The organism is Mycoplasma sp. 246B (genome assembly GCF_054353935.1).
In genome coordinates this window covers 242,385-255,824 of record NZ_JBTHHM010000001.1, presented here as the reverse complement: position 1 = coordinate 255,824, position 13,440 = coordinate 242,385, and the positions used below count along the sequence as shown (strand labels likewise).

The following is a 13,440-nucleotide window of genomic DNA, read 5'->3' as shown; positions in this document are numbered from 1 at the left end:
ATTTAATTAAATATCCTTTGTTTATTTATCCTAATTTCTTCCTTATATTGATTATCATTTCCAAATTGTGAATATATTAAATCAATTTTTTCTATAATTATGAAAAAATCTTTGTTTTCTATATCATCGAACTCTTATGTATTTAACCCGCATCTCAATACATTAATAAATTTACTAAATGAATAGTTTTCATTTCCAGATTCGATATCACTTTTAATTGTAAATGTCTTAGCGACTAATGCTAAATATTGAAAATTTACATCAATATAATGTGTGCTATTATTCGGATGTGCCATTAAGAAATGTTGATTTGGTGTTAGTGCAATTAAATTTTCTAAATAATCTGCTATTTGTGGAAATTTAGACTGTGGAAAGATATGATGCACTTGTGTTGCATCGTTATTATCCGTTAATCCTATAATTTCACTTTTATTGTTATTATATTTTTGATTCAACATTTTTATTGCTTTTTTTGCTTTATCGATTAAATATTTTCGATATGTTGTCTCATTAATTTTCTTATTTATAACTTGTGCATAGTCATTTCTAGACATATTTTTAGGTTTTAGATCTCTAAAATTTGTTTTATTGTATGTTAAATCATCTAATGTAATAATATTTTTAGACAAATAACCTTTTTTAGTTCCTAAGGATTTATTTACAAATGAAAGTGGATTTATAATTTTAGTAAAATTCTATAAATTTCTAGGGTTCCTTTAATTTTTGTATTTTGTTTATAAAAATTTGTTAAATGTTCATTTAATATTTAAAGGTATAAGCATTGGTGTTGTTTAAAAAATTCACAAAATAATGATATATATCAGTATCTTTTAAAACCTTTTTGATATACTCACATAAAAAGTTTAGAACATTCATTGGTCTTAATGCAATATATTCTAAAATTTCTTTATTAGTTACCTTAAAGTGTCTTACATTATTTACTTTGTTTTGTTTTAAAACTCCTGCATATACAAGTAAATTAATAGGTTGTCCAAAATATTTATCGTATTCTCTTGATGATTTATTCGATGGATTTGGTTTGGTAAATAGATTTGAAACATTTATAACTGTATATTCATTAAATCAAATGTCTTTTACTTTAAATGTATCCATTTTATTATTGATATATTCTAAAATACAATCAGAAACTATTGACAAAACATCATATGTACACTTTTGATCAATTCATCTAGAATTTTTTGAAATTCTTAAATCATAATTCTTATCATCGAAGAAATCGCTTAATAATTTATACATCTAATTCAACTCCTTGTTCTTCCCGAATCAAAAAACACTTGAAGAATCAATGTTTATTGAACGAGTTTGATAATTTCGTGCAATATGATAGAACTTTCTAAACTCATCAGTCGAAATATATTCTTTTTGTTTGTCATTTAACTTTAAATTATTCTTAGGTATTAATATTGCTACTGATCCGTTTGTTAGATAACCTTTTGGTTTTGATATTAGCCTAGGTTTATAAGTCATATTAGGTGTTAAATAAGCATTTTCATAATCAAGATATTTATAGACATCTAATTTTTTTGCAACAACATCCAGGATGTAAGAATCATAATTTTCTATTTCGCTGATACTTTTTCCACTATCATCGATGTTTTTAGACTTCAAGACTCTTATTGTATTTTGTTTGTTATTAATAAGTATTGAATTAGTAATTTGACGGTCTCTAAATACCTTAAAAATATCAAATTCCATTTTTTTATACACAAAATCAAAAAATTCATCACGATAAATAACTCAGTATGGCAATTCCTTAGAGAAAATATAGTCCCTGAATTGATAATTTTCTTGTTTTTTGGGTAATGATTTAATATAAATTCTATCTATAATACATTTTGAAATTGTTATATTAATAGTTTCGATTAAAATATCATCAAATCCTTTTTCGCCAAAATCTATAATTGATGAAATATTAAAATTAACTAATAAGTTACGTGTTTCTTGATATTCTGGTGTATTTAATAAATTTTTTGGCATTATCAGTGAAATGTTTTCGGCTTCTAATAAGGATTTTTCTAAAAATAACCCTGCTAAATTTTTTAAATTTTCTGAATATTGATGTAAATTTTGATATTCAACTTTTTTAATTTTATTTATTTTGGTAAACGGTGGATTTCCAATAATTAAATCAAATTTTTTATTAAATTTTAACATTAAATAATCATCATTTACATATTTAATCTTAAAATTTTCAGGTATATTGTTTTCATAAAGAATCTTTAAAAGTTCTAATGATTCATTATTTATATCAATAATTGTTAAATTCACAATATTATTTTGATATTTTCTAAATAAAATAGGTAAAAAATTACCTGAACCCACTGCAGGTTCTAAAATATTAATTTCTTTCTTTGTAAATTCGGGTAATTGTGAATTTATTTGCTCTAAAATTATTTGTGGTGTATAAAATGCTGCATAATAATTACGCTTACTATTAGATAATTCAATTATTCTAGATAAACTATTGAAATCATATTTGTGTTTGCTATTTTTAATAAATTTAATTAAATTCTGATGGTTTATTAATTCATTTTTTTTCTATAATTTGTTTAATTTGTTGTTTATTTAAACTTTTCTTCATCAAAAAAACTCTTTCTTAATATTTTTAGCAATTTGTTCAAAGATTACAGTAGGAACTGATTCACCGATACAATGTCTTATATTCATTTCATTCTTTTTTGAAAAAGCAACTTTTTCTTCATAAGATAACTTATTCAACTGTGACAGAGGGATATTAGTTCATTTAAAATCATTTGGTATTGTCATCATTTTCATTAACTCTCGAATAGAAAATACTCTATTTTGATTCGGATGAATTGTATTTTGACTTGCTAATTGATCGTTTCTGGTATGAATGCATTGAGCAACCTTATCAAAACTTTGTCTTTTATACTTATCACCATTTTTATTTTTATTTATTATTATTTTACCATTAATAATTTTATGTGGCTTATTTATATCTTCTAAATTATTAAATGCTGATTGTCCTGATTTGATATTTTGTATCCATGATTGCATATGGTGTTTATAAGTTCGGAAGCTATGAAAAAAATCATCGTCATCATATTCGCCTCATTTTAAGGTTTTCATATCACCAATAACTTGATAAAGTGTTTTTTCGTCCTGATATTTAGGAAAAAGTTTCTCGACATCAATTTTATCAGCTAATTTCTTATGGACACCAATGACTAAGGTTCGTGTTCTTGATGAATTGCTACCATAATTTTTGAAATTTATAATTTTATGTTGATATTCATAATCTTTACCTAAACTTTCTTTAATAGCTTCTGATATTGTAACGATTTTTTTGTTATATAAACACCCCGTCTTTCAAAAGGAAGCAACGTTTTCAAAAATAAAAAAATTTGGTTGAATATTGTTAATTAATTTTATACTTTCTACGATTAAACTATTTCGGTTTATATCATTGTTATTCTTTTTATGATTTGCAACACTCATCCCTTGACACGGGGGAGTAGCAATAATTACATCAACAACATCATTGCCAAGTAAATGTCATCTTTGTATCTCATTATATAAATTTTCATAATTTTCTTTAATATCACCTAATAAGTAACCGCTTTGATATTTACATTTATTATTTATTCGTTGTATATTTAAACGTTTATCAAGCAATTCGTTTGTAGCGATGCATTCATATCCTTGCTTTTTAAACCCGAAACAACCAACTCCTGCTGATGAAAACAGTGTGATATAAGTTAATTTATTATCAATCATTTTACCCCTTTATTTTATTATATATAAATTTAAAAATTTGCTTTTGCTTTATTTTAATGTTTTATAATTTTATTAAAGGAGTTAATATGTCAGAACAAAAAGATAAAATACAAAAACATTTTGAACCATTAAAACCTTTCAAACCATATGAATCAGTTACCTTTGATCGACTTGAAAATAATTTTGGTGTACATCCAATTGTAGTTTTTTTAGATATTTATAAAGATGTTTATTACTACGTTAAAGCGCGAAGTGCCAAAAACAAATTTCATCATAAGCGGGCTAAATTGGAATATGAAATCAAGGTTCCTAAAGCAAAAACTGGTTTATTTATCCATGATAGCTTTATAGATACATCTGAAATTTATAAAATAAGTGACCATGATCTGCATGAAGTTTTTGATGAAGAATCAATTTATTATTTAGAAACAGATTTTTTTAACATCGAACAAATTCATGAGTTATATAAAGGGATAATTGATAATTTAAGTAAAAATCGACCACTTGTATCGCTTTCGCATGTATATATTGATAAAAAAAATCAAGTGCGTGCTAAGACATTATATGCTTGTGATAACTTTTTAAAGCGTGATTATGATTGAGTTCGTGATGATGCGACTTTAACATCAAAACAACGCGAAGCTAAGAAAACTTTATTGCTTGAAATCGAAAAAAAACGTAACAAGGACCCACAAACACTTAAAGAACTACAAAACTTATTAATTTGAATTAAAAGGGAATACCAAGAAGCATTATTTGAATATCAAGGTCGTAGTCGCGAACAAGAGTTGTTAGTTAATCAATTTCCAGATTATGTCGAATTACGAAATAATGATTTAGATTCGTATTGTCATGGGCAATTGCAGGAAATACGTCTTGGTTTAGAAAGTGGAGTTGATACCAGTTTATATTCTAGTGGTCTTTTTGATGCTTGACAGATGGAAGAAATACGGCTTGCCTTAGAATCAGGATTAGATTTTAAAGAATTTGCAGATCCAAGTTTATCATGAGAACAGATGCGAGAAAAACGTAAGGAATTATCGGGTGATAAATTCATTGACGAATCAAATTATAAAGAAATAAAATAATACCTTTTAAGGTATTATGCTGAATTGCAATTAAAGAAGCTACACTAAATGCAATGATTAAGAAGACAAATAAAGACTTAAAAATCAATATTTGTCTTCTTTTGTTTACTTATATTTTTCACAAAAGAAAAAAAGAAAGAAAACAAAATCAGTAATCAAAAATTACTGATATTCCTTTTTCTATCTAGTTTAATTTTCTATTTATATTTCTTGAAAAATTTATTTTTCGATGTATTTGATTGTCTTTTTAAATAACTGTAAGCATATAAAGGTTCTTCATCTGGTATAGGTTTTCAAGGATCTAAAAAATAATTGTAATGATAAAATAACTCATCTGAACTTTGGTATTTAAAAAGTTTTCGAGGCATTTTATTTATTTCGTTTTGGACTAAAAGTAATTGATCTTCTGTGACATTATTGAAGTTTGTGCCCTTTAGAAAATATCTACGAACCAGTCCGTTGAAATTTTCAATCCCACCCTTTTGCTGCGATGCATATGGGTCTGCCTTGTAGATATAAATTTGTAATCTGTATGCTAAATAAAAAAGACTCTTAAATTCTCAACCATTATCTTGTGTAATTGATTTAACATTTAATTTGTATTTTTTAATTGTGTCTCAAAGTAATCGATTAATCTTTCAAGGATTTTTTTCTGGTAGAAGAATGATAATTCCATATCTTGTCATTCTCTCTGTGAAAATAAGTAAATGACTATGTTTTGCACGGTTTCTTCCTACGATTAAATCGACTTCTCAATGTCCATATTCACTTCTTTCTGCAATACTAGTTGGACGAGATCAAAAAGGACGAATCCATCTTTTTCCTACTAATTTTTCTACTCTACTTTTGTAGTCATCTGGATGTTTCTTTCTATATTTGCTGCGTAAACAGTCTTTTCTGCTTATAACTCAAACACCACTTTCGATTCAGTTGAATACTGTTCTTAAAGCTGTATTTGCACATTTTTAGTATTTTTAATATACTGATAAGTGACATCGATTCCAAAACTTCTTTTATTAAATTTGCTAAGGAAAATTTGCGAAAATATATCATATTTATGCATGTGTGATTTTAAAATACAATGCTTTTTTCATTGATTTCTTATCTCACATTTTTCTTGCGCATAATAAGCATCATAACCAAATAAATGCGAATTTCTCTTTATTTCTCTGCTGATAGATGAACGTGAAATTTTCATTTCTGTTGAAATTTCAGTTAGTGATTTTTTCTCTGTTTTTAATAAAAATTCTAATCAAATTCTTGTTTTCAGGGTAAAATTATTAATGAGAGGCTCCTTTCTATTCACTAGATAGAAAAGGGGTTTTTTACAACCGTAATAATTTTATTTAGAAATAACAAAAACAAAGCTTCTCTTTGTAAAATATACATACAATACATTTATCTGTTTTGCACTTTTACCACCCCCCTCCGCTCTCGCCTAATGGCAAAATAGGCGGAGGAACTTTCTTTTTTGTAAAAAAGAAACAAAAAAACTCCCTGCTTTGCAAACTCAGTTTACAAAGCAGGTTTTATTTTTTAAGCTTGCATAAAAAATAAAAAAAGTTACTAAATTTAAAATTTAACTTTTGGGATTAATGACTTTGTAAGTTCAAAATTATTTTTGCTTTTGTTAAATTAATATCGTAAATTTATTATTGAAAATATTTGTGGTTATACAAAAAAAGCTACACAATAGTCTAATTTTTATAGTGTAGCTTTTTAGATTGCATTTTGGGATAATACCTTTTAAGGTATTATTTTTATATTTCTTGTATATCATTTGATTGATAGTCAACATTATATCCATTAGCCTTTAATTGATTATATAAATTGGTTGCGTTATTTGGAACAAAGATTTTAGTTGTTTCTTTAAAGAAAGTTCCATCGCTATAAGCAATCAATGTTGATAAGTTAGCTAAACCAGTTCCATCTAAAGTCGCACCTGGTATTTTTGGTTTAATTAAAATATTCTTGGTTCCTTTGCCATTTGAAAAAATAATTTTAGAGCGAGGCATCGGGATATCTTTTGCTAAAACCATAGCAAATTGTGCTTTATTCATATTATCAGTATCAGTTTCTCATGTATCGGAATTATTATATAAGACAATTCTGGTTAATTTACGTAAGGTTGAATAACCGTGATCTTCATCATAGAAAATCATATTTTTAAGTCCTTTTGCTTCTTTAATTCGAGATAAATCTAAACCAGTCGGATATGAATTTCCAGAAGCATTACGATCGGGTTTCAACCCTGGACCCATTGCACCTTGGAAAATACGTTCATTATTTCTGGTTACATATGCCATACGTAATCCATTATTAATTGTTGTCATATCATTTTCACCATGTCAGTCATCTTCATCAAAAGCAAGTGAATTAAAAGTAATTCTAGTAGTAATTTTTTCATATCGATTATAATCGGAACTTACATTATAGTCTAAGGTATTTACTCAAGCTACATTTCTTAGCGCTCATGGATTAATTGATCATCTTTCATCAAGTGAATTTAAGCTGGTGTATAAACCAAGTTCATCAATATTTTTATCAGAAATAGCTTCAAGAGCAGATGTGTTAAAGCTATCAAAATATAATTCTAATAAAGGTAAATGTTTAGGCAACACTGATAATAAACTTCTAATATTTTGAGCATCATCATATTTACCGATGTTTAATATTCTAATTCCCAGCGGAATATCATTTGCAGCTACCATATTTTTAATAACATTGGTTATTTTAGCAAATGCTTTTTCATTAGCTAAATCAGCAGTCATAATAAATGCTTTTTTAGGCCCATTAGGATTTGCAGTATTCGATGATTCTTTGTTATATTCAGTTACTGAAATTCCATCACCACTTTCAAAACCATATTTATGGTATTTATATGACATATCACCATCATATTTTCTTCACCCAGGATAATTACCACGGGCAATGTCATCAGGACTACGAGTTCATTGTGTATCATATCCTAAAGCTCGCTTTTCAGCATTATTTCGTTTCATTTCAGCAACAACTGAATTGAAAATTGGACTTACTGCATATGAATCTAGTTCACCTTTATCATTTACATAAACATTTCTTTCATCTTTACTGATATAAAATCCTTTTGCAAGTTCATTTTTAAGGTTTTGTGATAATTCTTTAAACTTACTTGGGTCCATATTCATTGCTATTCATAATCACCCTACTTTTAAATACTCTTTTCCATAACCACGAACTGGTGGGATATATTCTAAAGTATCGGTACGGTTAAATCATTCATCATATTTATTTTGAACTGAATCATACATAAATTTCTTAGCATTACCAGCCTCAATTACATTACGATATTTATCATATAATTGTAAAATTAAATTTAAATCATTAGGACTATTATTTAAATAATTTTGCAATTCATCATGACCTCTAGAAATATATAAGTCTTTATAGTATTCTTGAAGTGGACCAGGTTTTCCTGGAACACCTGCTCAAAGATTACTAAAGGCTTTCAATGATGCTTCTCCATTTGAAACTGTTTGCGCATAGTTTTCAGCATTAAGTTTAACATCTTTTAAATCAGGAACTAATTCAGCACGATATGGTATACGATTTGTGATTCCTTTTTCTTGATCGCTACGTTTATCTACACGTGGAGGAACATCTTCAACAGTAACTTGAATATTACCTACATCTGTTTGCACAGTTTTAGTAACTGTTTTTGGTTGTTGTGGTTTTGGTTGTACTTTAATAATATCTTCTTGATGTACATCCGAAGGAATAGTTTTGATTTCTTCTTTTTCAGGAGTTATGACTGTTTCTGGATCTTTTTGTTTTAGGTTATAATCCTTTGAAGTCTTACTTCCTTCTAAAATAAGGTTACTGCGAGTATCAAAGGTTTGTTGATCACTAACAGTAAATGAGTGATAACTGTTATCAGCAGCAGTTGCAACAATATTAGCAAACACCCCAGATGCAGCCGAGGTTATCACAATAGAAGAAAGAGCAATTAAACTAATTTTTCAGGTCCGTTTCATAATATATCTCCTTGTATTGATATTATAACACTTTAAAAAATTTTTTATATTTAGTATAATATCAATGATTTATTTGAAAATATTTTATTACTTTTGGAAAATTAAAAATATTTTTTTTAAAATTAAAGTAGTAAAATTTATTCAAATTATCTTATATTTAAATAATAAGGAGAAATTATGCCATTAAAAATAAAAAAATCCAAGTTTTTATCTAAATTCTTGCTGTTTAATGCTACTACTGCTTTTGTAGCTATTTCTGCTGTTGCATGTGGAACAAAAACCAATTCAAATGCAAATGAAGGTGAAAACAAAAAAGAAAACCCTGATAATCCTGGTTCTGGAAATCAAGGGACTAATCCTGGAACAAATCCACAAAATCCTGGTAATACACTTACAAAAAATGAATTACAGCAAAAAGTTGAAAAATCTTCTTTAAATGATTTATTTAATATTGATTTTTCAGGAAATAAGTCAGATGTATATGCTTCAAATGTTGATGTAACAAAGGATGCAATTGCTATTAGGGAACCAGGAAAACTTATTTTAAAATTATCAGCAAAAGAAAATGAAATTCCTCAATTTACCATAACAAATACCAAAGTAGATGATGCTAATGGTAAAATAACTATATTTATGGCTTTTGGTAAAGATGCTGATGTTTATAAAAGTTTTACAATCGATGGATTTAAGAAAAAAGAAGAATTTAACTTTGGTCAAACCAAAAATGTTAGTAAAAATGACCAAGTAAACTACTTTATTAATATGAATCAAGATCAACAATTTGATTATGATTGAAATTTAATTAAAAACAGATACCTTAGCGCAGATTCGACTCTTACAAGTAATTTAACTTCGCAACAAAAACAAGAAATTGATGCAAAATTAAAAAAACTGGATATGCCAAATTATGATGAATTAAGAATCAAGGGGTATTCAATTGCAGTTAATGATAAAGATAAATTGAAATTACAACTTCCTAATATCAGTCCTCGTGTGGCTGCTAACTGAACTGATGCTATTAATAATCCAGAAAATAATACAGGAGTCGCACGAACTATCACTAACCAACAATATTCAGATTTTGCCAAACAATCTTATCATGTAAGTATTAATCATTTTTTATTTACTAAAGATGAAAATCAACAAAACCTTTTAACCACTGCATTAACAAATAATATAGATTTAGGAAACTTGATAAATAAACTTAAAGATTCAGATACTAAAACAAAATTATTAGACAGATGAAACAAATCGAATGGTAACCGTGGTGTTTGAAAACTTATTCAAGATGATACCGAAAAGCAACTTGTAGCAGACTACGGAAACGAAAAGGATAATAACGGGAATGAAAAAGATGCAGTTATATATACAAACTGATTAAAATCTGAATATGATAAAATTTACAAAAAATTAGATGAAACAGCCGGTTTAGATGCAACCGTAAAACAAAAAGTTAAAGATTATATTAGCAAAAACAAACCAACTGATTTCAACCAATTAGCTGGATATCCAAAAAAACAAGAAACTGAAGCAGGAACTGCATCAATAATTGATTATGAAATCAAAGAAGGCCAAAGTTATCCAACCAAATTCTACTTTATCACTAACTACCACGTGGTAAATGGTATAAGTTCTTTACCTGATTTTACCTTAGGATTAACTCGTTTAAATAATAATGGTAGTTATATTGGTAATCAGTTAAAAACCATTCCTTTTGATCAGCATTTTTCAAATTTTAGCTTTGATAAAAATTCAGTTAAGGTTATTTTAGATGGTCGCGACTTCTTTAAATTTGACCCTACATCAGTTGCAACTAATGCTCAAAATGCAAAAGAATTTTTAGATTTTGCTATCTTTGAAGTAGATGTTGATAAATTACCTGAAAACTTGCTAAATGGAAAAACCAAAGAACAATTTGCTAAAGATATGTCAAATGATTATGTAAACAATACAAATAAAGTATCATTTCCTACTTTTGATTACTTATCACAAAGTGGTTATGATAGTGTAGATGGGCCAATTATTAAACGTCAAATTGATGATCACAAGAAAAAACCTGTTTCTGATTACAACTTACTTTACCTTGTTGGTTTTCCAGCAACACAAACTAAATCACAAGGGTTTGTCGACTTCTTTTTAAAAGAAGGTGATGAACAATATACAAATAAAGATTTAATAACTAGTGCACCTTATTCATATTCATTATGAACTAATGCCAACCGTTCTTTATACGGAAAAAGTTCAACAGATTTAGCAAATAATCCAAGAGCACAACGTGGTGGATTTTTATCACATTCAAATGTACTTTCTGAATTTAAGAACCGCAAAGGTGTCTTTGATCGCTTTTTAGCACTTCCGTTTTTATCTTATGGTGATAATAAACCAAATCTATTTACATCCAAAGATGATGGAAAAGAATACTACCATTCAGGACTATCATATGCGATAAGAGACTTTAATGTCGGTGGTGGTGCATCCGGGACTGGTGTTAGAACTAAGAAAAACGAATTAGTTGCTTTAGTTGATTCAGTATTCTTTGACTCAAGGGTTACTATTGCTACAGCATTGCGTTCATCGGGTGTTAACTACGATGGAGCATTTGGTGATTACAACACCCCTCAATATGATGTTATTTATGGTGGAGGTAAAGATCAAAATAATTCCTTTAAGCAAGCTCTTGAAAAACTTTATGGAACAAATTACAAAACACACCTTTTTGATAAAGGAGTAAATTCTGCATACTCAGATCATGCATTCAAGGATAATGTAAATGCAAAAAGTTAGAACACGTTATGCACCAAGTCCTACCGGTTATTTACATATCGGAGGAGCTCGAACAGCTTTATTTAACTATTTATTTGCAAAACATTATAATGGAACATTTATCTTCCGTCTTGAAGATACAGATGTCAAACGCAATGTTATCGGTGGTGAAGCATCACAGATAGATAATTTGGCTTGATTAGGTATCATACCTGACGAATCACCTTTAAAACCAAACCCAAAATATGGCCAATATCGACAAAGCGAAAAACTAGGTCGCTACCAACAAGTTGCAAATATGTTGTTAGAACTAGGATTTGCTTATAAAGCATATGATACAACCGAAGAATTAGAAGCACAAAAGCAAGAAAGCGATGCAAAAGGTATTCCTAGTTTTCGTTATAATCGCAATTGATTAAAAATCTCCGATGCAGAAAAACAAATTCGTGATCAAAATGGTGCTTATTCGATTCGGTTAGCGATGCCAAAAAATCAAGTTTATCAATGAAATGATATAGTACGTGGACAAATAAGTTTTAACTCAGATGAAATTGGTGATTGAGTAATTATCAAATCTGATGGATATCCTACTTATAACTTTGCAGTAGTAATCGATGATTATGATATGCAGATTACACATATTTTAAGAGGTGAAGAGCATATCGGAAACACACCAAAACAAATTGCTTTATATCAAATGCTTAACTGAAATATGCCTGAATTTGGACATCTTACCATTATTACTAATATGGAAGGTAAAAAACTCTCTAAACGCGATACATCATTAAAACAATTTATAGAAGATTATAAAAATGAAGGATATTTACCTCAAGCAATATTTAACTTTTTATCATTATTAGGTTGAACTGCAGCAGATGCTAGTGAAATGATGTCGCATTATGAAAATATTATAAAATTCGATCCAAATCGTTTAAGTAAAAGTCCATCAAAATTCGATATTTTGAAAATGAATTGATTTTCAAAACAATATATGAAAACTCAAGATAACAATGAAATTTTAAAACATTTATCACTTGATAATAGTAATAAAAGTTTACAATGAATTAATTTATTTATCGATACATTTAAACAAAGTGCTATTACATATGCAGAAATGAATCAAAATTTGATGCTTTATCTTAATCCTATTGATAAATACTTTGAATTTAATGATAATGAAATTCAAGTTATCAATGAATTTAAAAATTATATAGACTTTAATAACTTTAGTATCGAAAATATTCAAGATGCAATTAATGCCACTTCAAAGAACTTAAACATCAAAGGCAAAAATCTTTTTATGCCCATACGTCTTGCCACTACATCGCAACAACATGGTCCTGAGCTAGCAAAAGCAATATATTTATATGGACCAGAATTTATCAAGGATGCATTAAAAAAATATGAAAATTAATTTTAAATCAACAAAAAAACAAAATGGTGAATCAAAAGATATTGATTTTATTTCTGTGTTAGATTATGAATTTGATGATGGTTATCACATTTTAACTTTTAGCGAACCTTCACAAGGAATTCGAAATCGAATCGAAATATCAGAAACCAATATCAATATTTATGCAGGTGCTACAACCGTATATTTAAAATACCAAAAAGAATTTAAGTTTTTATTAGATCTTGAAGGTTATAATTGACGCAACCAAGCAATCGAACTAGTATCAAATTGGTTTTATAAAAACTTTGCTGATGATTTATTTGAATTCACTTATACACTAGCTAAAGATGGACAACTTTTAGGTGAATATACCATTAATTTAACCTTAATTAAGGATTAAAAATATCCCGAAGAAAGTTTTTCG

General features: G+C 27.7%; 10 protein-coding genes. 4 read left to right on the top strand and 6 right to left on the bottom strand.

The genetic code is table 4. From position 1 onward, the window contains the following. Nucleotides 1–134: 134 nt before the first annotated feature. The 4 genes from ACXYRR_RS01085 to ACXYRR_RS01070 form a co-directional block, all read right to left on the bottom strand. Nucleotides 135–629, bottom strand: a complete 495-nt coding sequence (locus ACXYRR_RS01085) for a hypothetical protein (protein ID WP_458597369.1) — start codon at nt 627–629, stop codon at nt 135–137. Nucleotides 630–759: 130 nt separating this feature from the next. Then, nucleotides 760–1,257, bottom strand: coding sequence for a hypothetical protein (locus ACXYRR_RS01080; protein WP_458597368.1), 498 nt, complete (start codon nt 1,255–1,257; stop codon nt 760–762). Then, nucleotides 1,258–2,355, bottom strand: coding sequence for an Eco57I restriction-modification methylase domain-containing protein (locus ACXYRR_RS01075; protein ID WP_458597391.1), 1,098 nt, complete (start codon nt 2,353–2,355; stop codon nt 1,258–1,260). 231 nt (nt 2,356–2,586) lie between these two features. After that, entirely contained in the window at nt 2,587–3,759 is a 1,173-nt protein-coding gene (locus tag ACXYRR_RS01070) for a DNA cytosine methyltransferase (protein ID WP_458597367.1), read from the bottom strand. 86 nt (nt 3,760–3,845) lie between these two features. Between ACXYRR_RS01070 and ACXYRR_RS01065 the strand changes: the two genes are divergently transcribed. Next, a complete protein-coding gene (locus tag ACXYRR_RS01065) occupies nt 3,846–4,847 on the top strand; it encodes an Mbov_0400 family ICE element protein (RefSeq protein WP_458597366.1) in 1,002 nt (333 codons plus the stop codon). A gap of 197 nt (nt 4,848–5,044) precedes the next feature. On the opposite strand, the gene ACXYRR_RS01060 is transcribed toward ACXYRR_RS01065, so the two are convergent. Together ACXYRR_RS01060 and ACXYRR_RS01055 are read right to left on the bottom strand one after the other, a co-directional pair. Further along, on the bottom strand, nt 5,045–5,734 hold the full coding sequence (locus ACXYRR_RS01060) for an IS30 family transposase (protein WP_458597390.1): 690 nt from the start codon (nt 5,732–5,734) through the stop codon (nt 5,045–5,047). 873 nt (nt 5,735–6,607) lie between these two features. After that, nucleotides 6,608–8,860, bottom strand: a complete 2,253-nt coding sequence (locus ACXYRR_RS01055) for a putative immunoglobulin-blocking virulence protein (protein ID WP_458597365.1) — start codon at nt 8,858–8,860, stop codon at nt 6,608–6,610. Nucleotides 8,861–9,037: 177 nt separating this feature from the next. Here ACXYRR_RS01055 and mip point away from each other — a divergent pair, with 177 nt between their 5' ends. From mip to ACXYRR_RS01040, 3 genes are read left to right on the top strand one after another with little or no spacing between them, the layout of a single operon-like run. Next, nucleotides 9,038–11,644, top strand: a complete 2,607-nt coding sequence (gene mip, locus ACXYRR_RS01050) for an Ig-specific serine endopeptidase MIP (protein ID WP_458597364.1) — start codon at nt 9,038–9,040, stop codon at nt 11,642–11,644. Beyond that, complete coding sequence (gene gltX, locus ACXYRR_RS01045) at nt 11,631–13,037, top strand: glutamate--tRNA ligase (RefSeq protein ID WP_458597363.1); 1,407 nt, start codon at nt 11,631–11,633, stop codon at nt 13,035–13,037. The genes mip and gltX overlap by 14 nt, the downstream gene beginning before the upstream one ends. Further along, nucleotides 13,027–13,416 (top strand): hypothetical protein, encoded by a 390-nt coding sequence (locus tag ACXYRR_RS01040; RefSeq protein WP_458597362.1) that lies wholly within the window; start codon nt 13,027–13,029, stop codon nt 13,414–13,416. The genes gltX and ACXYRR_RS01040 overlap by 11 nt, the downstream gene beginning before the upstream one ends. The last annotated feature ends 24 nt before the right edge of the window (nt 13,417–13,440 follow it).